General features: G+C 63.7%; 21 protein-coding genes. 14 read left to right on the top strand and 7 right to left on the bottom strand.

The window, feature by feature from the left end:
• The first annotated feature begins 35 nt into the window (after positions 1 to 35).
• The 7 genes from JQ567_RS02625 (at position 36) to fabZ (ending at position 8,333) form a co-directional block, all read left to right on the top strand.
• Positions 36 to 791 (top strand): isoprenyl transferase, encoded by a 756-nt coding sequence (locus tag JQ567_RS02625; RefSeq protein WP_212437349.1) that lies wholly within the window; start codon positions 36 to 38, stop codon positions 789 to 791.
• On the top strand, positions 788 to 1,636 hold the full coding sequence (locus JQ567_RS02620; RefSeq protein ID WP_212437348.1) for a phosphatidate cytidylyltransferase: 849 nt from the start codon (positions 788 to 790) through the stop codon (positions 1,634 to 1,636). Before JQ567_RS02625 ends, JQ567_RS02620 begins: the two co-directional genes overlap by 4 nt.
• Positions 1,637 to 1,640: 4 nt before the next feature.
• On the top strand, positions 1,641 to 2,864 hold the full coding sequence (gene dxr, locus JQ567_RS02615; RefSeq protein ID WP_212437347.1) for a 1-deoxy-D-xylulose-5-phosphate reductoisomerase: 1,224 nt from the start codon (positions 1,641 to 1,643) through the stop codon (positions 2,862 to 2,864).
• A gap of 43 nt (positions 2,865 to 2,907) precedes the next feature.
• A complete protein-coding gene (gene rseP, locus JQ567_RS02610) occupies positions 2,908 to 4,059 on the top strand; it encodes an RIP metalloprotease RseP (RefSeq protein WP_212437346.1) in 1,152 nt (383 codons plus the stop codon).
• Positions 4,060 to 4,231: 172 nt separating this feature from the next.
• Positions 4,232 to 6,784: an outer membrane protein assembly factor BamA gene (gene bamA / locus JQ567_RS02605; RefSeq protein WP_212437345.1), complete on the top strand. Its 2,553-nt coding sequence runs from the start codon at positions 4,232 to 4,234 to the stop codon at positions 6,782 to 6,784.
• A 26-nt stretch (positions 6,785 to 6,810) separates the two neighbouring features.
• Positions 6,811 to 7,875, top strand: coding sequence for a UDP-3-O-(3-hydroxymyristoyl)glucosamine N-acyltransferase (gene lpxD / locus JQ567_RS02600; protein WP_212437344.1), 1,065 nt, complete (start codon positions 6,811 to 6,813; stop codon positions 7,873 to 7,875).
• Positions 7,875 to 8,333 (top strand): 3-hydroxyacyl-ACP dehydratase FabZ, encoded by a 459-nt coding sequence (gene fabZ, locus JQ567_RS02595; protein ID WP_192733399.1) that lies wholly within the window; start codon positions 7,875 to 7,877, stop codon positions 8,331 to 8,333. Before lpxD ends, fabZ begins: the two co-directional genes overlap by 1 nt.
• On the opposite strand, the gene JQ567_RS02590 is transcribed toward fabZ, so the two are convergent.
• Positions 8,330 to 8,623: a KTSC domain-containing protein gene (locus JQ567_RS02590; protein ID WP_312017334.1), complete on the bottom strand. Its 294-nt coding sequence runs from the start codon at positions 8,621 to 8,623 to the stop codon at positions 8,330 to 8,332. The genes fabZ and JQ567_RS02590 overlap by 4 nt on opposite strands.
• 153 nt (positions 8,624 to 8,776) lie before the next feature.
• Here JQ567_RS02590 and lpxA point away from each other — a divergent pair, with 153 nt between their 5' ends.
• Genes lpxA through lpxB form a run of 3 tightly spaced genes read left to right on the top strand, consistent with a single transcriptional unit; the run spans position 8,777 to position 11,642 of the window.
• The gene (lpxA, locus tag JQ567_RS02585) at positions 8,777 to 9,580 is read left to right on the top strand and encodes an acyl-ACP--UDP-N-acetylglucosamine O-acyltransferase (protein ID WP_212437343.1); all 804 of its coding nucleotides are present in this window, start codon (positions 8,777 to 8,779) and stop codon (positions 9,578 to 9,580) included.
• Between the two features lie 20 nt (positions 9,581 to 9,600).
• Positions 9,601 to 10,458 (top strand): LpxI family protein, encoded by an 858-nt coding sequence (locus JQ567_RS02580; RefSeq protein WP_212437342.1) that lies wholly within the window; start codon positions 9,601 to 9,603, stop codon positions 10,456 to 10,458.
• Positions 10,458 to 11,642 (top strand): lipid-A-disaccharide synthase, encoded by a 1,185-nt coding sequence (lpxB, locus tag JQ567_RS02575; protein WP_212437433.1) that lies wholly within the window; start codon positions 10,458 to 10,460, stop codon positions 11,640 to 11,642. Before JQ567_RS02580 ends, lpxB begins: the two co-directional genes overlap by 1 nt.
• A 2-nt stretch (positions 11,643 to 11,644) precedes the next feature.
• On the opposite strand, the gene JQ567_RS02570 is transcribed toward lpxB, so the two are convergent.
• The 3 genes from JQ567_RS02570 to gltX form a co-directional block, all read right to left on the bottom strand.
• Positions 11,645 to 12,031: a GFA family protein gene (locus JQ567_RS02570; RefSeq protein ID WP_249165179.1), complete on the bottom strand. Its 387-nt coding sequence runs from the start codon at positions 12,029 to 12,031 to the stop codon at positions 11,645 to 11,647.
• A gap of 189 nt (positions 12,032 to 12,220) precedes the next feature.
• Positions 12,221 to 13,525, bottom strand: a complete 1,305-nt coding sequence (gene gltA, locus JQ567_RS02565; protein ID WP_212262361.1) for a citrate synthase — start codon at positions 13,523 to 13,525, stop codon at positions 12,221 to 12,223.
• Between the two features lie 224 nt (positions 13,526 to 13,749).
• Entirely contained in the window at positions 13,750 to 15,174 is a 1,425-nt protein-coding gene (gene gltX, locus JQ567_RS02560; protein WP_212437340.1) for a glutamate--tRNA ligase, read from the bottom strand.
• A 261-nt stretch (positions 15,175 to 15,435) separates the two neighbouring features.
• Here gltX and JQ567_RS02555 point away from each other — a divergent pair, with 261 nt between their 5' ends.
• Both JQ567_RS02555 and JQ567_RS02550 read left to right on the top strand, forming a co-directional pair.
• Positions 15,436 to 17,115, top strand: coding sequence for a glutamine--tRNA ligase/YqeY domain fusion protein (locus JQ567_RS02555; RefSeq protein WP_212437339.1), 1,680 nt, complete (start codon positions 15,436 to 15,438; stop codon positions 17,113 to 17,115).
• A 29-nt stretch (positions 17,116 to 17,144) separates the two neighbouring features.
• Positions 17,145 to 17,537, top strand: a complete 393-nt coding sequence (locus tag JQ567_RS02550; RefSeq protein WP_212437338.1) for a nuclear transport factor 2 family protein — start codon at positions 17,145 to 17,147, stop codon at positions 17,535 to 17,537.
• Between the two features lie 17 nt (positions 17,538 to 17,554).
• On the opposite strand, the gene glnA is transcribed toward JQ567_RS02550, so the two are convergent.
• Both glnA and JQ567_RS02540 read right to left on the bottom strand, forming a co-directional pair.
• Positions 17,555 to 18,985 (bottom strand): type I glutamate--ammonia ligase, encoded by a 1,431-nt coding sequence (gene glnA, locus JQ567_RS02545; RefSeq protein WP_212437337.1) that lies wholly within the window; start codon positions 18,983 to 18,985, stop codon positions 17,555 to 17,557.
• 115 nt (positions 18,986 to 19,100) lie between these two features.
• Positions 19,101 to 19,283 (bottom strand): hypothetical protein, encoded by a 183-nt coding sequence (locus tag JQ567_RS02540; protein WP_212437336.1) that lies wholly within the window; start codon positions 19,281 to 19,283, stop codon positions 19,101 to 19,103.
• Between the two features lie 253 nt (positions 19,284 to 19,536).
• Here JQ567_RS02540 and JQ567_RS02535 point away from each other — a divergent pair, with 253 nt between their 5' ends.
• Together JQ567_RS02535 and JQ567_RS02530 are read left to right on the top strand one after the other, a co-directional pair.
• Positions 19,537 to 19,899, top strand: coding sequence for an SPW repeat protein (locus tag JQ567_RS02535; RefSeq protein ID WP_212437335.1), 363 nt, complete (start codon positions 19,537 to 19,539; stop codon positions 19,897 to 19,899).
• A 203-nt stretch (positions 19,900 to 20,102) separates the two neighbouring features.
• Positions 20,103 to 22,415 carry a ComEC/Rec2 family competence protein gene (locus JQ567_RS02530; RefSeq protein WP_212437334.1) on the top strand — a complete coding sequence of 771 codons (2,313 nt, stop codon included), beginning with the start codon at positions 20,103 to 20,105 and terminating at the stop codon, positions 22,413 to 22,415.
• Positions 22,416 to 22,457: 42 nt separating this feature from the next.
• Here JQ567_RS02530 and JQ567_RS02525 read toward each other — a convergent pair whose 3' ends face one another.
• On the bottom strand, positions 22,458 to 22,874 hold the full coding sequence (locus tag JQ567_RS02525) for a hypothetical protein (protein ID WP_212437333.1): 417 nt from the start codon (positions 22,872 to 22,874) through the stop codon (positions 22,458 to 22,460).
• Positions 22,875 to 22,984 lie beyond the last annotated feature (110 nt).

Here is a 22,984-nt window from a genome sequence, read left to right as displayed (position 1 = left end):
ACCGAGACTTTGCGACTGGTCCTGGAACTTTAACGATGCCGAACGCCGCCGCCCCCGCAACCGAAGGACCGGATCGAACCGGTCCCTTGCACGTGGCGATCATCATGGACGGCAACGGGCGCTGGGCGGCCGCGCGGGGATTGCCGCGCGCGGAGGGCCATCGCCGCGGCGTCGAGGCGCTGCGCCGCGTGGTTCGAGCCGCCCATGAACTCGGTGTGGTCTACCTGACGATCTTCTCGTTCAGCTCCGAGAACTGGTCGCGACCGGCGACCGAAATCGGCGACCTGTTCGGCTTGCTGCGCCGCTTCATCCGCAACGATCTGGCGACGCTGCACCGCGACGGGGTGCGGGTGCGCGTGATCGGCGAACGCGAGGGACTGGAGCCGGACATCTGCGCGCTCCTGAACGAGGCCGAGGAACTGACGCGGGCCAACACCAAGCTCAATCTCGTCGTCGCGTTCAATTACGGGTCGCGCCAGGAAATCGCCAACGCGGTGCAACGGCTGGCGCGCGAAGTGGCCGAAGGCAAGCGCGATCCGGCATCGATCGACACCAACACGCTCGGCCAATATCTCGACGCGCCCGATATTCCCGATCCCGACCTGATCATCCGCACCAGCGGCGAGCAGCGGTTGTCGAACTTCCTGATGTGGCAGGCGGCCTACAGCGAACTCGTCTTCGTGCCGATCCACTGGCCGGATTTCGACAAGGCGGCACTTGAAAGCGCGATCGCAGAATTTGCCAGACGGGAGCGCCGTTTCGGCGGTCTGGCCGCGAAAACCGGATCGTGACCGAGGGCAAGGCCGCGCCGGCGGCCGCTGCCGAACAGGATACGCGCAACCTCTCGACGCGCATCGTTGCAGCCGCAGTGCTGATCCCGCTCGCCGTCGCCATCGCCTATGCCGGCGGCTGGCTATGGACCTTGCTGGTGACGGCGGTCGCGATCGGCCTCTATGTCGAATGGCTGATGGTGGCGGGCCTCGCGGCCGACAAACGCGTGGTCGTATCGGGCGTTGCCGCGCTCGCACTGGCCGGGCTTTGTCTCGCCATCGGGTGGATCGATGCTGCGCTCGCGGTGCTGGCTGTCGGCCTGGTGGCGGTCGGCCTGATCACGCCGGCGCAGCGAAACTGGAGCGCTGCGGGATTTTGCTATGCGGCGGTGGCGGAGGTGGCGTCTGTCCTGCTGCGGCTCGATCCCGTGAAGGGCTTTATCGCGCTGATCTTCGTGCTGGTCATCGTGTGGGTGACCGATAGCGGCGGCTACTTCGCCGGCCGCGGCATCGGCGGCCCAAAACTCTGGCCGCGCGTCAGCCCCAAAAAGACCTGGGCGGGCGCCATTGGCGGCTTGGTCGCAAGTCTTGCGGTGGCCTGTATATTCGCGGTGCTGGATCTCGGGAAAATCGGGCCGCTGTTGATGATATCAGGCGTTCTTTCGGTGGTTTCTCAACTCGGCGATCTCTTCGAATCCGCGGTCAAACGGCGCTTTGGCGTCAAGGATTCGAGCCAGATCATTCCCGGCCATGGCGGGCTGTTGGATCGCCTGGACGGATTTGTTGCAGCTGTCGCGGTGGCGGCGCTGATCGGTTTCCTCTGGGGCGGCGCCGATGGCGTCGGCCGCGGTCTTATGGTTTGGTGAAAAAATGAGCGCGGTTCCATTGCGTAATAACAAGGCCGCGGCATCCGCCGCGCGCACCGTCACAGTGTTGGGCGCCACCGGTTCCATCGGCGACAGCACCATGGATTTGCTGCGCGGCGACCGCGCCCGCTACCAGGTTGAGGCGCTGACCGCCAATGGCAATGTCGAGGGGCTCTCCAAACTGGCACGAGAATTCGGCGCGCGCTTTGCGGCGGTCGCCGACCCCACCAAGCTCGGCGCATTGAAGGAAGCGCTGGCCGGCACGCGCACCGAATGCGGCGCCGGCGAAAGCGCGATCATCGAGGCCGCGGCGCGCCCGGCCGACTGGGTGATGGCCGCCGTCAGCGGCGCCGCCGGGCTGAAGCCGGCGCTCGCCGCGGTCGACCGCGGGGCGGCGGTCGCGCTCGCCAACAAGGAATGCCTGGTCTGCGCCGGCGATTTCTTCATGCAGCGCGCCGCCAAGGCAGGCGCCTGCATTCTGCCTGCGGATTCCGAGCATAATGCGCTGTTTCAGGCGCTCAGCTCCGGCAACCGCGACGAGCTTGTGCGCGTGATCATCACCGCGTCGGGCGGGCCGTTCCGCACCTGGGCCTCTACCGACATCGAGCAGGCGACGCTGGCGCAGGCGCTGAAGCATCCGAACTGGAGCATGGGCCAGAAGATCACCATCGATTCGGCGTCGATGATGAACAAGGGGCTCGAAGTGATCGAGGCGTCGTATTTGTTCGCGCTGAAGCCCGACGAGATCGATGTGCTCGTACATCCGCAGTCGATCATCCACGGCATGGTCGAATTCTCCGACCGTTCGGTGGTTGCCCAGCTCGGCGCGCCTGACATGCGCATCCCGATCGCCCATTGCCTCGGCTGGCCCGATCGGATCGTCGGTCCCTCCGCCCGGCTGGATCTCGCCAAAATCGGTCAGCTGACCTTCGAGGCGCCGGATTTCGAACGGTTTCCCGGCTTGCGGCTGGCCTACGACGCGCTGCGCGCCAGCGGCGGTCTGACCACGGTGTTCAACGCCGCCAATGAGGTGGCGGTGGCAGCCTTCATTGCCGGCAAGATCAGATTCGGCGCGATCGCACGGCTGGTCGAGGCGACCATGAACGACTGGGTCCGCTCCGGAAGCCTGGCGCCTTTGAGCTCGGCGGATGATGCGATTTCCGTTGACCATAATGCGCGAAATAAAGCTGCCTCCCTATTGCCTCAAATTGCCTTAAAGGCATCCTAGAGGGTTGGGGGCGCAGCCTTAGGCTCGCGTCGAGGGGAATCGAATGACTGAGTTTTTTCTACATAGTTTCAATACGTTGAGCAGTGGGCTCATCGGTTACATCATTCCCTTCCTGTTCGTCCTGACCATCGTTGTTTTCTTCCACGAGCTCGGCCACTTCCTGGTCGCCCGCTGGTGCGGCGTGAAGGTGCTGACCTTCTCGCTCGGGTTCGGGCCGGAGCTCGCAGGGTTCAACGACCGCCACGGCACCCGCTGGAAGATCTCGGCGATCCCGCTCGGCGGCTATGTGAAGTTCTTCGGTGACGATAGCGAAGCCTCCACGCCCTCGACCGAGGCGCTCGCCAGCATGAGCGCGGAAGAGCAGGCGGGCAGCTTCCACCACAAGAAGGTCGGTCCGCGCGCGGCCATCGTTGCCGCCGGGCCGATCGCGAATTTCATCCTGGCGATCGTGATCTTCACCTGCCTGTTCACCTTCTTCGGCAAGCCGAGCACGACCGCGCGCGTCGACAAGATCGAAGCCAACAGCGCCGCTGCGAAGGCGGGCTTTCAGGTCGGCGACATCGTCACCGCGATCGACGGCAAGACCATCGGCAGCTTCTCCGACATGCAGCGCGTCGTTGGCGTCAATGCCGGCGTTCAGCTGAACTTCACCCTCAAGCGCGGCGATGCCACGCTGCAAGTGAAGGGCACGCCGGAGCAGCGCGAAGTAAAGGATCCGTTCGGCAACGCCCACCGGCTCGGCGTTTTGGGCATCACCCGCGCGACCGCGCCGGGCGATGTCGTGACCGAACGCGTCGATCCGGCAACCGCGATGTGGCTCGGCGTCAAGGAAACCTGGTTCGTGATCGATCGCACGCTTGCCTATATCGGCGGCGTCTTTACCGGCCGGGAAGCCGCCGACCAGGTCGGTGGCCCGATTCGGATTGCCCAGATTTCGGGGCAGGTGGCCACCATCGGCCTTACCGCGCTGGTGCACCTGGCAGCCGTGCTGTCGATCTCGATCGGCCTGTTGAACCTGTTCCCGGTTCCGCTGCTCGATGGCGGTCACCTTTTGTTCTATGCGGTGGAGGCGGTCCGCGGACGCCCGCTGTCGAACCGGGCTCAGGAGATGGGGTTCCGAATCGGACTGGGTTTGGTGCTGATGCTGATGGTGTTTGCGACCTATAACGACATCCTGCATCTGGCGGCATCGTGACGCGGCTTTTTTGTGGCGTTGCCCATCGGCAACGTCTTGGAATGAAAATGGAATCGCGGGGCGATGTTCCGTTTGCCGCCTTGGGGAAATTGGCTACAAGACATGCAGAAAATGGGAATCTGCCGGTTCGTAGGGTGCGGACCAGCACAAGAATGACAAGGGCGCTTGGCGCATGATGTTTGGAATGCGAGTGCGGGGGGGCTTGTTGGCCGCCTCGATCATGTTCGCCGTGCCGGTGGCTGCCACGCTGGCGGCGGTGCTGGTTTCTGCGCCGGCTGCTGCCCAGACGGTGGCTTCGATTTCCGTGGAGGGGAATCGGCGCGTCGAGATCGAGACCATTCGCTCCTATTTCAAGCCGGGACCCGGCGGCCGGCTCGGGCAGGCCCAAATCGATGACGGTCTGAAGGCGCTGATCGAAACCGGCCTGTTCCAGGACGTGCGAATCAATCAGGCCGGCGGCCGGATCATCGTGGTCGTGGTCGAAAACGCGGTGATCGGGCGCATTGCCTTCGAGGGCAACAAGAAGGTCAAGGACGACCAGCTCTCGGCCGAAATCCAGTCCAAGCCGCGCGGCACTTTCTCGCGCCCGATGGTTCAGTCGGACGCCCAGCGTATCGCTGAAATCTACCGCCGCTCGGGCCGCTATGACGTGAGCGTCACGCCGGAAATCATTGAACAGCCGAACAACCGCGTCGACCTGATCTTCACGATCAGCGAAGGCGGCAAGACCGGCGTCAAGAACATCGAATTCATCGGCAACCGGTTCTATTCGTCCTACCGGTTGAAGGACGTCATCAAGACGCGCGAATCCAACCTCTTGAGCTTCCTCGGCGGCGCCGACGTCTACGATCCGGACCGGGTCGAGGCCGACCGTGACCTGATCCGCCGATTCTATCTCAAGAACGGCTTTGCCGACGTGCAGGTGGTGGCCGCGCTGTCCGAATACGATCCGGAGCGCAAAGGCTTCCTCGTCACCTTCAAGATCGAGGAAGGGCAGCAATACCGCGTCGCCACCGTCGACTTTCAGACCAGCATCGCGACCCTCGATGTGAACTCGATGCGCAGCTACTCGCGTGTCGGCGTTGGGTCGCTCTACAACGCCGAGGCGCTCGAAAAGTCCGTCGAGGAAATGCAGATCGAAGCCTCGCGGCGCGGCTATGCCTTCGCTATCGTGCGTCCGCGCGGCGATCGCAATTTCGAACAGCACACCGTCTCGATCGTGTTCTCGATCGACGAAGGCCCGCGAACCTATATCGAGCGCATCAATGTCCGCGGCAACACCCGGACCCGCGACTACGTGATTCGCCGCGAATTCGACCTGTCGGAAGGCGACGCCTACAATCGCGCGCTGGTCGATCGTGCCGAGCGCCGGCTGAAGAACCTCGACTTCTTCAAGTCCGTGAAGATTGTCACCGAGCCCGGCTCGTCCAGCGACCGTGTGGTCCTGATCGTCGATCTGGAAGAGAAGTCGACCGGCGATTTCTCGGTGTCGGGCGGCTATTCGACCACCGACGGCGCGCTCGCCGAGGTCAGTATTTCGGAACGCAACTTCCTCGGCCGCGGCCTGTACGCGAAGGCGTCGGTCACCTATGGCCAATACGCACGCGGTTACTCGCTGTCGTTCGTCGAGCCCTATCTGCTGGACTATCGCGTCGCGCTCGGCCTCGACCTGTTCCAGCGCGAGCAACTGGCCAACAGCTACATCTCGTACGGGACCAAGACGCTGGGCTTCAGCCCGCGGCTCGGCTTCACCCTGCGTGAAGATCTGGCCTTGCAGCTGCGCTATTCGATCTATCAGCAGGAAATCTCGCTGCCGAGCGCGCTGTCGAACTGTAACAACAACCCGAACAATGGATTGCTGGCGTTCAATCCGTCGCCGGCCTGGGTGAATCTGAACGGCGTGCCGGCCGCGACCGCACTGGGCGCTACCGACGCCTCTGGGCTCGGTCTGTGGTGCTACAGCGACGGCGAAGCTTCGCTGCCGGTCCGTAAGGAGCTGCAGAGCGGCAGGACCCTGACCTCGTCGGTCGGCTATTCGCTGAACTACAACACGCTGGACAACAACAAGAACCCGACCACGGGCTTGTTGATCGACTGGAAGCAGGACTTCGCTGGCATCGGTGGCGACGTCTCCTACATCAAGTCTGCGATCGATGCGAAATACTACACCCCGCTGGTCGCCGACATCGTCGGCCTGCTCCGCTTCCAGGGCGGCATGCTCAACCAGGTCGGCAACGACCAGCTGCGTATGCTCGATCACTTCCAGATGGGTCCGAACCTGGTCCGCGGATTCGCGCCGAACGGCATCGGACCGCGTGACATCAACCCCTACGGTACGGGCGACGCGCTCGGCGGCACCAAATATTGGGGCGCGTCTGCGGAATTGCAGATGCCGTTCTGGTTCCTGCCGAAGGAAGTCGGGCTCAAGGGTTCGATCTATGCCGACGCCGGCGGCCTGTTTGACTACAAGGGCTCGACCTCGTGGGCGCAGACCGGTGAAGTCAACGTTCCCGGTTGCGTGAGGCCGACGACCAACCCGGCGACGCCGGGCACCTGCCTCGGCCTGCAGTATGACGAAGGGAATGTCGTCCGCAGTTCGGTCGGTGTCGGCTTGATCTGGGCGTCGCCGTTCGGTCCGCTGCGCTTCGACTATGCGATTCCGATCACCAAGGGTAAGAATGACCGCGTGCAGGAATTCAGGTTCGGCGGCGGTACATCCTTCTAACAACCGGCCGGACTGCGACGGGTGGAATGGCGCAGCCGATATTCTTCAAGCAACCGCCTTCGTCGACGCTGGCTGACATCGCCGCGTTGACGAAGTCGGTATTGGTCGACCCCGCACAAGGCGGCCATGTCGTCCGGGGCCTCGCGTCGCTCGACGACGCCGGCCCGATGCATCTGGCGTTCTTCGACAACCTCAAATACGCCGACCAGCTCGCCTCGACAAAGGCCGGTGCCTGCCTGGTCAGCCCGCGTTTTGAGGCGCAGGTACCGCCTCATGTCGCGGTGCTGCGGGCCGCCCAGCCGTTCCGCGCGTTCGTGCAGATCGCGCGCCAGTGGCATGAAGACGCGTTGCGTCCGCAGTCCTGGTTCGACAATGACGCAATTGCCCCGTCAGCGATCATCGACCCGTCAGCCCATCTGGAAGACGGCGTCATCGTCGATCCGCTGGCGGTGATCGGCCCTCGGGTCGAGATCGGGGCGGGAACGGTGATCGGCGCAGGGGCCGTGATCGGGGCCGAGGTGCGGATCGGCCGGGACTGCAATGTCGGCGCGCGTACCGCGATCCAGTTCTCCCTGATCGGAAACAACGTGCTGATCCACCCGGGATGCAGCATCGGCCAGGACGGCTATGGCTTCATTTTCTTCGGCCCCGAGGGCCATCTGAAGGTGCCGCAGACCGGCCGGGTCCTGATCCAGAACAATGTCGAGATCGGCGCCAACACCACCATCGATCGCGGCAGCCTGCGCGATACCGTCATCGGCGAGGGCACTAAAATCGACAATCAGGTCCAGATCGGCCACAATGTGACCATCGGCAGGCACTGCCTGCTCGCGGCCCAGATCGGGCTCGCGGGCAGCCTGACGATCGGGGACAATGTCGCGCTGGGCGCCAAGGTAGGCATCAATAACCATCTCAAGATCGGCGACGGTGCCCAGGTCACCGCCATGAGCGGGGTGAAGGACGACATCCCGCCCAATGGTCGCTGGGGCGGTTATTTTGCAAAACCGACCAAACAGTGGTTTAGGGAGATTATTGCAGTGGAGCGACTGGTGCAGGGCGCCGCCGATCCGAAGAACGAGGGACGGGAGTGATGGAGGAGGTGCCGGTCAGGTTTGAACTCGTTGATATCAACGAGATCCTCAAGACGCTTCCGCATCGTTTTCCGATGCTGCTGATCGACCGGGTGATCAACATCCGCACCGATTACTCCGGCATCGGCGTCAAGAATGTGACCTTCAACGAGCCGGCGTTTCAGGGACATTTCCCGGAACGCCCGGTCTATCCCGGCGTGATGATGATCGAGGCCATGGCGCAGACCGCCGGCGTGATCGGCATCAAGTCGGTCGAAGGCACCGAGAAGCCGCGCGCGGTGTACTTCCTGACCATCGACAAGTGCAAGTTCCGCAAACCCGTGATGCCCGGCGACACCATCGAATACCACATGCGCTCGATCGGCCGCCGCAAGGCGATGTGGTGGTTTCACGGCGACGCCAAGGTCAATGGCACCGTGGTCGCCGAGGCCGATGTCGGCGCGATGCTGACGGATTAATTCGGGCAAGCAAAGCGAGCGCCCGACGCTCCGCTGATATGGCGGTTGAAGAACCCGCCCATCGACGGCGCGCCCATCAGGGCGTCGTACGTCTCGGCCGGCAGATCGCAATACTGGTCGTAGGATCCCCTGACCGCGACGATCAGGTGGCGCTGCGCGCGGTCGTAGCAGACGCGTTGCACGATACTGCTGCGGGTGATGTCGCGACACTCGAAACCATCCAGATCGACGCTGCTACGGCCGGCGACATCGATCGTTTCGGAAACGACCGGCGTGGCCAGCAAGTGCATGAAAATCGCCGCGGCAGCTCGGACCATGGTGTCACAGTTGCTGAAACATGCCGAGATCATACGTCACTGGACAGATCAGGCAAAGTCGCGGTAACCACCGGAAAACCCGACGATTTAGCGTCTCCCTCGTTAACGAATGCCGGACCTTTCCCGATGAGCATGATCGATCCCACCGCGCGGATTGAAGATGGCGCTGTGATCGGCGAGGGCACCTCGATCGGTCCCTATTGCATCATCGGGCCTCACGTCGTGGTCGGCGCCAATTGCAAGCTGATCGGTCATGTGCACATCACGGCGCAGACATCCATCGGCGACGGCTGCACGATCTATCCGTTCGTCTCGCTCGGCACCCCGCCGCAATCGCTGAGCTATCGCGGCGAACTGACCAAACTTGAAATCGGGGCGGGCTGCACCATCCGCGAATCCGTCACCATGAACGCCGGCACCGTGGCCGGCGGCGGCGTCACGCGGGTCGGCGAGCGCGGCTATTTCATGAACTGCAGCCATGTCGGCCATGATTGCCATGTCGGCAATGACGTGATCTTCGCCACGTCGGCCACGCTCGGCGGCCATTGCGAGATCGGCGATTTCGTCTTCATCGGCGGGCTCTCCGCCGTGCATCAATTCACGCGGATCGGACCGCAGGTGATGGTCGGCGGCGTCTGCGGCGTGCGCGGCGACGTCATCCCGTTCGGCCTCGTCAACGGCCAGTATGCGAGCCTCGAAGGCCTCAACATCATCGGCATGAAGCGGCGCAAATTCACCAAGGACCGCCTCGCCACGGTGCGCGCGTTCTATCAAAAGCTGTTCCATGGCCCCGGGATCTTTGCCGAACGGCTGAGCGAGGTCCAGCCGCTGGCGGCAAACGATCCGGCGATCGCGGAAATCCTCGCCTTCATCGGTGCGGGTAAGCATCGCGCGCTGTGCCTGCCGGCCGACGACGGCCACAAGTCCTGATGACGGGATCGCCGCAGCCCATGAGTTCAGCGGCTTCAGAGATCTCTTCACCGGTCGGCGTGATCGCGGGCGGCGGCGCCATGCCGTTCGCGGTCGCGGATTCGCTAGCCGCGCGCGGCATCGCGCCGGTGCTGTTCGCGCTGCGGGGCTCCTGCGACCCGGTGCGGGCCGAACGCTTCCGCCATCACTGGATTTCGGTCGGACAAATCGGCCGGGCGAAAAAACTATTGCGCAGCGAAGGCTGCCGCGACCTGATCTTCATCGGCACGCTGCTGCGGCCGGCGCTGTCGGAAATCAGGCTGGACTGGGGGACGATCCGCGTCATCGGCCCGATCCTGGCGGCGTTTCGCGGCGGCGACGACCATCTGCTGTCGGGCATCGGCCGGATTTTTGAGCAGGACGGCTTTCGCATGGTCGGGATCCGGCAGGTTGCCCCTGATATGCTGATGCCCGAGGGGCGCATCGCCCGCGCAACGCCGGATCCGGCCGGCGCCGCCGACATCGAGAAGGGGCGGGAAGTGTTGCGCGCGCTAAGTCCGTTCGACATCGGCCAGGCCGTCGTGGTGATCGACGGTCACGTGGTGGCGGTGGAAGACATCGAGGGCACCGACGGGCTGCTGGCGCGCGTGGCGCGCTTGCGCAGCGAGGGCCGCATCCGCGCCGGCACGGGCCGTGGCGTGCTGGTCAAGGCGCCCAAGACCAGCCAGGATTTGCGCTTCGACCTCCCGACGGTGGGGGCAACGACGGTCGAAGGCGCGGCCAAGGCAGGGCTTGCCGGCATTGCCATCATTGCCGGACAAACCATCGCGGCCGACGCGCAGGCCATGATCGAGGCCGCCGACAGCGCCGGCCTCTTCATCCAGGGGCTGCCGGCGTGATGCCGCCGCGTCCGACCACCGACACGGTGCGCAAGATCGTCCTGATTGCGACGGAGGAATCCGGCGATCGCCTCGGCGCCAACCTCATGAAAGTGTTGCGCCAGCGCCTCGGTGACGCGGTGCAGTTCGAAGGCGTCGGCGGCCGCGCGATGGCGCGCGAAGGCATGAATTCGTGGTTTCCGATCGAGGAGCTCTCGATCATCGGCCTTGCCGCCGTGGTCAAGCAGTTGCCGAAGATCCTGCGGCTGATCAAGCAAACCGCCGCGGCGGTCACCGAGGCCGCGCCCGACATTCTCGTCATCATCGACAGCCCCGATTTCACCCACCGCGTGGCGAAGCGTGTCCGCGCCAGCGATCCCAAAATTCCGATCGTCGACTATGTCTCGCCCTCGGTCTGGGCGTGGCGGCCCGGCCGCGCCCGCGCGATGCTGACTTATGTCGATCACGTGCTGGCGCTGCTGCCGTTCGAACCGGAGGCCTATCTCCGGCTTCGCGGGCCGCCCTGCAGCTATGTCGGCCATCCCCTGACCGAACAGCTCGCCTCGCTCCGGCCCAACCCTGAGGAACGGCAGCGGCGGGAAGCGCCGCCGCCGGTGCTGCTGGTGCTGCCGGGAAGCCGCCGCAGCGAAATCCGCCACCACATGGCGGTGTTCGGCCAGGCGCTGGCCCGGCTCAATGCCGAGGGCGTCGCGTTCGAACTGATCCTGCCGACCATGCCGCATCTGCAGGAGGCGGTCGCGGAAGCGCTGAAGACCTGGACGGTGCAGCCCCGCGTCGTGATCGGCGAGCAGGAGAAGCGGGCCGCGTTCCGGATCGCGCATGCGGCGCTGGCAAAATCCGGCACCGTGACACTCGAATTGGCGCTAGCGGGCGTGCCGATGGTGACGGCCTACCGGACCGGCGCGGTGGAAGCCTGGATATTGCAGCGGGTCATCAATGTGAGTTCGGTGATCCTGGCCAATCTCGTGATCGGCGAAAACGTCGCTCCCGAATTCCTGCAGCAGGACTGCACCCCGGAAAAACTATCGCAGGTACTGCGCGAACTCCTCGGCGAGTCCGCGCTGCGTCGAAAACAGCTCGAAGCCTTCGCGAACATCGACCGGATCATGTCGACCGGCAACCTGCCGCCGAGCGCCCGCGCAGCCGACATCGTGCTCTCGACGATGCGAAAGGCGCGACGGTAGGGTTAACCCCTGGGCGCCGAACCTTCCGGCCACTCCGGCAACTGATCCTTCGGATCAAACCACGTCGCGCAATCCGATCGCCAGATGTGTGCGGCGGGCCGCTTGGTGATCGGCGTGTCGAGACATCCCATCCGCAGCAGGATGTTGCCGGTGCCGGCGCGCTCGGCGACGATGTGCGAGCCGCATTGCGTGCAGAAGTAGCGCTGCTTGCCGGGCGAGGACTCAAAGCCCCGGAGCAGGCTTTCGCCCCTGGTCCAGCGAAAGCGGTCGCGCGGCACATTGGTCACCGTCGAGAACGCCGAGCCGTGCGCCTTGCGGCAGGTGGCGCAGTGGCAATGCACGATGGCGCCGGGTTCGGCGTCCACCTCATAGGCCACGCTTTTGCACATGCAGCTTCCGGTGAGCATGGTGCCTCCTAAAATCGTAGGGTGGGCAAAGGCGCCCTTGCGCCGTGCCCACCATCCCTCAACGACATTGGGGATCGAATGGTGGGCACGCTTCGCTTTGCCCACCCTACAAGAAAAAAGCCGGACGCGACTATCGCATCCGGCTTTCTTGGGTCTCGTATCCGCCAGGCCTTACTTGCGCTTGCCCATGTCGACGTAATCGCGGCGGGCGACGCCGGTGTAGAGCTGGCGCGGACGGCCGATCTTCTGCTGCGGGTCCTCGATCATCTCGCTCCACTGGCTGATCCAGCCGACGGTGCGGGCGACCGCGAACAGCACGGTGAACATCGAGGTCGGGAAGCCCATCGCCTTCAGCGTGATGCCCGAATAGAAGTCGACGTTCGGGTAGAGCTTGCGGTCGATGAAGTAGGGATCGCTGAGCGCGATCTTTTCCAGCTCCAGCGCGACCTTCAGCATCGGGTCGTCGCCGTGACCGGTCTCGGCCAGCACCGCGTGACACATCTTCTGCATGATCTTGGCGCGCGGATCGTAGTTCTTGTAGACGCGATGGCCGAAGCCCATCAGGCGGACTTCTGAGTTCTTGTCCTTCACCTTGGCGATGAACTCGGGGATCTTGTCGACCGTGCCGATGTCGGCCAGCATCGCCAGCGCGGCTTCGTTGGCGCCGCCATGCGCCGGTCCCCACAGGCAGGCGATGCCGGCGGCGATACAGGCGAACGGATTGGCGCCGGAGGAGCCGGCGATACGCACCGTCGAGGTCGAGGCGTTCTGCTCGTGGTCGGCGTGCAGGATGAAGATCTTGTCCAGCGCGTCAGCCAGCACCGGATTGATCTTGTAGTCCTCGCAGGGGACGGCAAAACACATGTTGAGGAAGTTCTCGGCAAAGGTGAGCGAGTTCTTCGGGTACACGAAGGGCTGGCCGACGGTATATTTGAAGGCCATCGCGGCCAGCGTCGGAACCTTGGCGATCATGCGCATCGAGGCGATCATGCGCTGCTTCGGATCGTTGATGTCGGTCGAGTCGTGATAGAACGCAGCGAGCGCGCCGACGGCCGCGACCATGATGGCCATCGGATGGGCGTCGCGGCGGAAGCCCTGGAAGAAGCGGGCCATCTGCTCGTGAACCATGGTGTGATGGATCACGCGGTGGTCGAAATCTTCCTTCTGCGCCTTGGTGGGAAGTTCCCCGTACAGCAAGAGATAGCAGGTCTCGAGGAAATCGCCCTTTTCGGCGAGCTGTTCGATCGGATAGCCGCGGTATTCCAGGATGCCGGCGTCGCCGTCGATATAGGTAATCTTCGACTGGCAGCTGCCGGTGGAGGTGAAGCCGGGGTCATAGGTGAACATCCCGGCCTGGCCGTAGAGCTTGGCGATGTCGATGACATCCGGCCCCACCGTGCCGCTCAGGATCGGGAAATCGTAGGTCTTGTTACCTACCGTTAGCGTTGCAGTTTTGTTGCTGGATTTTGCGTCCATCGCGAAGTCCCCGATGAAATCGTTGCGAAAACCGGGCTGACCTGATGCCGTTTTTTGGCAGATAACAAGGCAGGCCGGATTGTCTAGAAGGCGGCTTCAAAATGCGTAGCTTATTGCCCTGTGCACTGCAAGATGGCCGCCGCTAGCACATAGCAGGGGCTCCATTAGCGTTTTCCAGCGAAGTGGGTACCGGTTCGCGTGAAGAAAACGCGTCAAAACAGAAACTAAGCGCCGGCCTGATCGCCGAGCCGGGCCAGGCACTGGTCGCGCCCCAGCACCGCCAGGACGTCGAAAATCCCGGGTGAGGTCGTCCGGCCGGTCAGCGCCACCCGGAGCGGCTGGGCGACCGCGCCCAGCTTGAGATTATTCTGCTCCGCGAAATTCCGCATCGCCCCCTCGGTGCTCTCGGAATTCCAGTCGGTCACGGCTTCCAGCGCATTGCGCAGTTTGCCGATCAGTTCACGGGTTTCCGGCGTCAGCAGGGCGGCCGCTTTCGGCTCGAGCTCGAGCGGACGGTCGGCAAAGATGAAGTAGGAGCCGGCGATCAGCTCGAGCAGCGTCTTGGCGCGCTCCTTCAGGCTGGGCATCGCCCGCAGCAATTGCGCCCGCGTGGTGTCGTTGAGCTTGGCCTTCAGCTCGGCGCCATCAGGGACGTAATCCAGCAACTGTTCGAACATGGTCACGAGCGCTTGATCGTCGGCCTGGCGGATGTAGTGGCCGTTGAGGTTCTCCAGCTTGGCGAAATCGAAGCGCGCCGCCGAACGCCCGATGGCGGGCAGGTCGAACGCGTCGATCATCTCCTGGGTCGAGAAGATCTCCTGGTCGCCATGGCCCCAGCCGAGCCGGACCAGGTAATTGCGCAGCGCCGCCGGCAGATAGCCGAGCGCGCGGTAGGCCTCGACCCCGAGCGCGCCATGGCGCTTCGACAGCTTTGCGCCATCGGCGCCATGGATCAGCGGGATATGGGACATGTTCGGAATGTCCCATTCCAGCGCGTCGTAGATCTGCTTCTGGCGCGCGGCATTGATCAGATGGTCGTCACCCCGGATCACATGGGTGACGCCCATGTCGTGGTCGTCGACCACCACGGCCAGCATGTAGGTCGGGTTGCCGTCCCCGCGCAGCAGCACGAGATCGTCGAGGTTCTCGTTCTGCCAGACCACGCGGCCCTGGACCTGATCCTCGATCACGGTCTCGCCGGTCTGCGGTGCCTTGAGGCGGATGGTGGGCTTCATGCCCGCGGGCGCTTCGGACGGGTCACGGTCCCGCCACAGGCCGTCATAGAGGCGGGTGCGGCCCTCGGCGCGGGCCTTCTCGCGCATCGCCGTCAGTTCCTCCGGCGTGGCGTAGCAGCGATAGGCGCGGCCGCTGGCGAGCAGGGACTCGGCGGCCTCGCGGTGGCGGGCGGCGCGGCTGAACTGGTAGATGACGTCGCCGTCCCAATCGAGCTCCAGCCACTTCAATCCATCGAGGATCGCGGCAATCGCCGGCTCGGTCGACCGCTCGCGGTCGGTATCCTCGATCCGCAGCAGCATCTTGCCGCCATGCTTCTTGGCGTAGAGCCAGTTGAACAGCGCGGTGCGGGCGCCTCCGATGTGCAGGAAGCCGGTCGGCGAGGGGGCAAAGCGGGTGACGACGGAATCGGTCATGATTTGGGCAGGCCTATGCTTGAACGGCCGTGGTGTATAGCAGGACGGTGCATAACTAAAGTCTCGCCATTAATGTCTGGCCATTAGAGCGTTTTCCAGCGAAGTGGATACCGGTTCACGTCAAGAAAACGCGTCAACTCAAGAATCCCCGTTCCGATTCAATCGGAACGGAAAAGGCTCTAGTGTCGCCTTGGGCAAAGCAGGCTTGGCGGACCGGGGCGAATTTGGCAGAAGGGCCGCTTATCCGAGCGGGAACACGTAATGACCACAGAACCGGCAGCGGCAGAGGCAGGGCGCGATTTCATTCGCGACATCGTTCAGGCCGACCTCGATACCCAGAAGCACAGCCGGATCGTGACCCGATTTCCGCCGGAGCCGAACGGCTATCTGCATATCGGCCACGCCAAGTCGATTGCCCTTAATTTCGGCATCGCGCAGGAGTTCGCCGGCAAGTGCCATCTGCGCTTCGACGACACCAACCCGACCAAGGAAGAGCAGGAATATATCGATTCCATCCAGGCCGACGTGCGCTGGCTCGGCTATGACTGGGGAACCGATCTCTATTACGCCTCCGACTATTTCGAGCGGCTCTACGACTGGGCGGAAGGCCTGATCAAGGCCGGCCACGCCTATGTCGACGACCAGTCGCAGGAGGAAATCCGCCTCTCGCGCGGCACGCTGACGGAACCCGGCAAGAACAGCCCGTTCCGCGACCGCCCGGTGGACGAAAACCTCGATCTGTTTCGCCGCATGAAGGCCGGCGAATTCCCGAACGGCACCCGCGTGCTGCGCGCCAAAATCGACATGGCCTCCGGCAACATCAACATGCGCGATCCCGTGCTGTACCGGATCCTGCACGCCCACCATCCGCGCACCGGCGACAAATGGTCGATCTATCCGAGCTACGACTACGCCCACGGCCAGTCGGACGCCATCGAAGGCATCACCCATTCGATCTGCACGCTGGAATTCGAGGATCACCGGCCGCTCTATGAATGGCTGCTCGACAAGCTGCCGGTGCCGTCAAAGCCGCGGCAATATGAATTCGCAAGGCTCAATATCACCTACACGCTGCTCTCGAAGCGGGTGCTGACGCAGCTCGTGCGCGAGGGCCATGTCGCCGGCTGGGACGATCCGCGGATGCCGACCGTCGCCGGCCTGAAGCGGCGCGGCGTGCCGCCGGCGGCGGTGCGGGAGTTCGTCAAGCGCATCGGGGTGGCGAAATCCAACAGCGTGGTCGATGTCGGCATGCTGGAATTCTGCATCCGTGAACTGCTCAACAAGACGGCCGAGCGCCGCATGGCGGTGCTGCGGCCGCTCAAGGTCGTGATCGAGAATTATCCTGAAGGCCAGGTCGAGGAACTCGAGGCCGTCAATCATCCAGACAATCCCGATGCCGGCACCCGCCGCATCGCGTTCGGCCGCGAGCTCTATATCGAGCAGGACGATTTCATGGAGAACCCGCCGAAGAAATTCTTCCGGCTTTCTCCGGGCAACGAAGTGCGGCTGCGCTACGCCTATTTCATCAAATGCACCGGCGTCATCAAGAATGCGGCCGGCGAGGTGGTTGAACTGCGCTGCACATATGATCCCGCCACCAAGGGCGGCAACGCGCCTGACGGCCGCAAGGTCAAGGCGACCATGCACTGGCTGCCGGCGGCGCAGTCGCGGCCTGCGGAAATCCGCGTCTATAATCAGCTGTTCGCCAAGCCGAGCCCCGATGCCGGCAATTTCGCCGCCGACATCAACCCGCAGTCGCTGGAAGTGCTATCCGACGCGCGGATCGAGATCAGCGTCGCCGAAAGTAATTCGAACGAGGTGATGCAGTTCGAACGGCAGGGTTATTTCGTGCGCGACAAGGATTCGACGCCGGACAAGCTGGTGTTCAACCGCACCATCGGCCTGCGCGATACCTTTGCCAAGGAAGTCGCCAAGGGCTGACATCGGTTTCATAACGATTGGATTACCCGATGGGCAGCGCGGCCGACGACATCGCATCCGGCATTATGGGCAAATGGGCCGCGGCGTTCAGCAAACTAGATGCTGATGCACTCGCATCGCTCTATTCGAGGCATGCGCTGTTCTTCGGCTCGAACCCGAAACTGTATCGCGGGCGAGAGGGCGTCACGGCCTACTTCAAGGGATTGCCGCGGTGGCGGACATCGGCTGTCCAGTTCACCGATGTCGTGGCCGAGCAGGCCGGTCCCGATCTGGTCAATGTCGCCGGCACGGCGTCGTTCGATGCCGATCAAGGCGCGGTAAAACTGTCGGTCAAGATCACCTGGGTGATCGCCCGCGAAGACGGCGACTGGAAAATCGTCAGCCATCACGTGTCGTCGAAGACGCCGTTGATCGCGCAGTAGGCCGCGGCGCTCCACCGCTAGATGTCGTAATACAAATGGAACTCGTATGGATGAGGGCGCAGCCGGATCGGATCGATCTCTTTCTTGCGCTTGTAGTCGAGCCAGGTCTCGATCACGTCGCCGGTGAACACATCGCCGCGGAGCAGGAAGGCGTGATCGCGCTCGAGCGCGTCAAGCGCCTGATCCAGCGATCCGGGTGTCGACTTCACGTCCTTCGCCTCTGCGAGCGGCAGGTCATAAAGGTTCTTGTCGATCGGGCTGCCCGGATCGATCCGGTTGTTGATGCCGTCGAGACCGGCCATCAGCATCGCGGCAAAGGCCAGATAGGGATTGCAGGAGGGATCCGGCGAGCGAAACTCGACGCGCTTTGCCCGCGGGTTCGGCGAATACATCGGAATCCTGCAGCAGGCTGAGCGGTTGCGCTGGGAATAGACCAGGTTGATCGGAGCCTCGTAACCCGGCACCAGGCGCCGATAGGAGTTCGTGGTGGGAGCGCAAAGCCCGCACAACGCCCAGGCGTGGGTCAACAGACCGCCAATGTAGTAGCGGCCGAGCTGGCTCAACTCGGCATAGTCGCCCTTGTCGTAGAACAGATTGGTCTCGCCCTTCCACAGGGACTGGTGAACGTGCATCCCCGAGGCGTTGTCCTCGAACAGCGGCTTCGGCATGAACGTTGCGGTCATGCCGTGCTCGCGGGCGGTGTTCTTCACCACGTATTTGTACATCATCAGATTGTCCGCCATGCGGGTGAGGGTGGTGAAACGCATGTCGATTTCGTTCTGGCCGCCGGTCGCGACTTCATGGTGATGGGCTTCGATCTGGATGCCCAGCTGTTCCATCGTCAGCACCATTTCGGTGCGGAGAGCCTGCATGCTGTCGGTCGGGGGAACGGGAAAATATCCCTCCTTGGGGCGCGGCTTGTGGCCCAGATTTGGCGTTTCCTCCTTGCCCGTGTTCCAACTGCCTTCGCTGGAATCGATTTCGTGGAAGGCGAAATTGATGCCCTGTCCGTAGCGCACGTCGTCGAACACGAAGAACTCCGCCTCAGGGCCGAAATAGCTCGTATCGGCGAGGCCGCCGCCCTTCAGGTTGGTTTCGGCCTTCTGGGCGATGTAGCGGGCGTCGCGGCTATAGGATTGCCCGGTCACGGGGTCCCGGATGTTGCAGATCAGGACCAGGGTCGATGCAGGGGAATACGGATCGAGGAAGGCCGTAGTCGGGTCCGGCACGACCAGCATGTCGCTTTCCTGGATCTCCTGGAAGCCGCGAATGGATGAACCGTCGAATCCAATGCCTTCGCTGAGAGCATCGATACTCGCTGCACCCGGCGGGACGGAAAAATGCTGCCACACCCCAGGCAAGTCGGTGAAGCGCAGATCGATCATCTGCACCTTCTCGTCTTTGATCGCCTTCACGAGATCTTCGGCTGTCGCACACTTCGGAAACATGGCTTCACTCCTGTTATGGAGAGCCGCATCTTGGACATCGCGCTGCCGTTCAGCCGCGGCGAAGCGGGCTTGCGACGGGTCCAGGCCCACGTTCTGTGTTGCGGCGCCGGTAGCCTCAGCTCTGGTGGGGCCCGCGCATGATCTTCATCGCATCTTCGATATGCCGCCAGGTTCTGGCCAGTTCGACCTCGCCTTTTGCCTCGAGTTCGATGGCGTTCTGGGCGGCTTCCGCAATGGCCTTGGCACCATGTGCTTCCAGTAACTGCCGCGCATAGTCGTGGATTTCGATTTCTCGCATGGCGTCATGCTCCTCTCGTTCTGAGCGCAACCGTGAATTCCAGTCGAACTGAGAGCCGTAGACGTTGACACCTGGTCAAGCGCACCCAGTGTGCATCCTGCTGCGGCGCACTTGCAAGAACGTCTTTCGGGTGATGGGCGGCCAGGGTTGGACGACGGCGCCGGGGCAGCAGCAGCGGCAACACAACGCAGGTTGAGGAACGCGTTTTTTTGCGCGGCCCCACCATATTCATGGAGGAGAGGAGGTGAGTATCATGCGCATTCAACATTGGCAGGACGCCGGCAGCCTGTTGTTGGGCGTGTGGCTGGTCGTGTCGCCGTTCGCCCTGGGCTTTGCCGGGGCAGAAGTCGCGATAACCATCGCCCTTGGCTTGTGCGTCATTCTGTTTGCCGTAGAGGGATTCATCATTCCCTCCTATCTGGAGGAATGGGGAGAGATCCTCATCGGTCTGGCTCTGGTGGCAGTACCTTGGACGGTCGGCTACGGGTCGGTACCGGCCACGGCAAGCAGCGTGGTCTCAGGCATATTGGTGATTGTGCTTGCAGCCTGGGAACTAACGACCGATCGCGATTTCAGCACCTGGTGGCACGATCGCTGGCATCATCCAGCCAGCTGAGAAGGGTGGTTGCCGAGCCTTTGGCCCGACCGTTATCGACTTGCGGTCGGGAGGAGAGGAATTGGCTCGGCGACATCACATTGGCAAGGGCTCGGCCCGACAACGGCGGACATTCTTTCCTCCGCATTCCGCATCTGTTCCACTATCCCGCGGATAGCCACTTCCAGTAGCTTTGTGAAAACAGGGATACTCCAAGGCGTGGGATGGCGGAGCAGGGCAGCACGCCGGGCGGCAGACGGGGCTACGCCGGAACCTGGCCGCCGCGCCAGGCGGTGGCGCCGGCGGGCGGCTATGCGCCGATCAGCATCAGCGCCCTGCCGCCGTTCATCGAGACTTTGCGCACATGGGCGCGCGCGGAAGCCGGCGCAGGCCGCCTGCTGCCCTGGGTGCCAGTCGCGTTCGGCACCGGCATCGCCTTCTATTTTGCCGCCGATCATGAGCCGGTGCTGTCGGTCGCGGCCGTCACCGCCATCGCGCTGTGCGCGGCGGCGTTCTTGCTGCGGCGGCACAAAATGTTTCCGGTCGCTGTGATGATCGCTGCCGTCGCCGCCGGCTTTGCGATTGCGACCTGGAAGACGGCGCGGATCGCGCATGGCGTGCTGGCGCGGCCGATGTTCTCGGTGGCGCTGACCGGATTCGTCGAGACCCGCGACATCCGCGAGCGCACCGACCGTTTTGTGCTGCGCGTCGTGACCATGGAGAGCGCGCGCGGATCGACCAAACTCGAGCGCGTGCGGCTTTCGGTCAAGAAGGGTACCGCGCCCGCGGTCGGCAGCTTTGTCGAATTGAAAGCGCGGCTGTTGCCGCCGCTGACACCGTTGCGGCCGGGCAGTTACGATTTCGGCCGCGACATGTTCTTCTCCGGCATCGGCGCCTCCGGCTTCGTGATGGGCGCGATCAAGACCGCGGAAGCGCCTGATGGAGGCGGCTGGAAGCTGCGCTATTCGGCGTTCATGCAAGGCATGCGGGACGCGATCGATGCGCGGATCCGGACCACGCTGGAAGGCGACAAGCGCGCGATCGCGACCGCGCTTCTGACCGGCCGGCGCGACGCTATCTCCGAGCCCGTCAACGAGGCGATGTTCATCTCCGGCCTCGGCCACGTGCTGTCAATCTCCGGCTATCACATGGCGGTGGTCGCGGGCGTCGTGTTTTTTGCGGTACGGGCGCTGCTGGCGCTGTTCCCAACGCTCACGGTTGGTTTTGCGATCAAGAAATGGTCGGCGGTGGCGGCGCTGGCCGCGTCGGCATTTTATCTGTTGCTGTCGGGAGCTGAAGTCGCGACCCAGCGTTCGTTCTTCATGACGGCGGTGGTGCTGATCGCGGTCATGGTAGACCGCCGCGCCATCACGTTTCGAACGCTCGCGGTTGCGGCGCTCATTGTCTTGACCATTGCACCGGAGGCGCTGGTGCATCCGAGCTTCCAGATGTCGTTTGCGGCGACCCTCGGGCTGGTGGCGCTGGTGCAGCTCGGCATGCCGCGCCTGTTCGCGCAGCCGGATCATTCCGCGACCGCGCAGGTGGCGCTGTGGGGCGGCCGCGAGATCTCGATGCTGCTGCTGGCCTCATTGGTGGCGGGCCTCGCCACCACGCCTTACGCGGCGTTTCATTTCCACCGGGTGACGCCCTACGGCGTGCTCGCCAATCTGGCCGCGATGCCGGTGGTCTCGGCGCTGGTGATGCCGGCGGGCCTGCTCGGCCTGGTTGCGATGCCCTTTGGTTTTGACGGCGTGTTCTGGGCCATCATGGGCGTCGGCATCGACTGGATGATTGTTGTCACGCAATGGGTCGCGGCCTTGCCGGGCGCGGTCGGTCGTGTGCCGGCGTTCGGCATCGGCCCGTTGATTGCGGCGAGTATCGGCATCATCCTGCTCGGCCTGTTGCGAACGCCGCTGCGCTATGCCGGCGCGGCCGTGGTGCTGGTGGCGGCAGTGTGGGCGGCGAGGGTGCCGCAGCCGGACATCCTGATCTCCGCCGACGGGCGCAATGTCGGTGTCCGCGGCCAGGACGGCAAACTGCATTTGATGCGCGCGGCCAAGGGGACTTCGACGGGGGCTGCGAGGGATGGCTTCCTCGTCAAAGAATGGCTGGCGGCGGATGCCGACGCGCGAAAGCCTGCCGATGCCTCGCTCACCGAGGGCGTCTCATGCGACGAGAGCGGCTGCGTGACGCAAGGCGCCGGTGGCGGGTTCGTGGCATTGGCGCTGCGGCCGGAAGCGCTGGCGGATGATTGTGAGCGCGCGGCGCTGGTGGTGACCGCAAGGCAGGCGCCTGCGGCGTGCGGCGCTTCTGTGATCGATGCGGAGCGTCTGCGGCGGCAGGGCGCCATGGTGCTGCGGCGAAGCGGCAGCGGATTTACCATCGATGCCGTCAAGCCGCGGGGCGTCGATCGCCCATGGTCGCCAGCGACCGCGGGCGAGGGTGACGCGGAGACAACCATCCTCGCGCCACGCCGCAACGCGCCGCGTGCTGTCGATGCGACCCCGTCGGAAGCGGATCTGCAGGCCGAGGAATAAGGATTCACGTTCCCCGGCGGGTCGCGACCGGCGGCGCGGAATTCAACCGGTGGAAAGCGGTGTCGCCGTGTCCGCCTTCGTTGTTGTGCGCTCGGGAATCGGATGCACCACCGGCAATTGCAGCACCGTGACGCGCTGACCCTCGCAAAGCTGCGTCACCAGCACATGGCTCCCATCGGGAAATTCGATCGCGTCGTGGTGACGTTCCCTGATGTGCGGATCAATGGTGTTGAACTTGCCGACGCGGAAACCGATCGTCCGCGTCCAGATCCAGCGATTGTCGTATTTGACGTCTTGCGCGAAGGCCAGTTCGGTCCCGGGCAGCATGCAGACCGCGACTGCGGGGTCGCGTTCGCTGGCAAAGCCGCGGGTCGAGGTGCCGCGGAAGGTGGTCGATATCAGTGTCTCGCCGACCTCAGCGGGACGCGTCGCCATCGCGTGCAAACTATAGTCACACATCGGATCGCTCCCTCGTAAGAGATAGAGACCCGTGCCTCCCTCGAGGCGCTGGCCTCTATCAGAGTGGACTTGAGCAAAGTCTATTCCTGTTCTGGACATTTGTGCGACCG

The organism is Bradyrhizobium sp. AUGA SZCCT0431 (genome assembly GCF_018131065.1).
Taxonomy (GTDB): Bacteria; Pseudomonadota; Alphaproteobacteria; order Rhizobiales; family Xanthobacteraceae; genus Bradyrhizobium.
The sequence above is the reverse complement of the archived record's forward strand: the minus strand, read 5'-3'. Positions and strand labels throughout refer to the sequence as shown.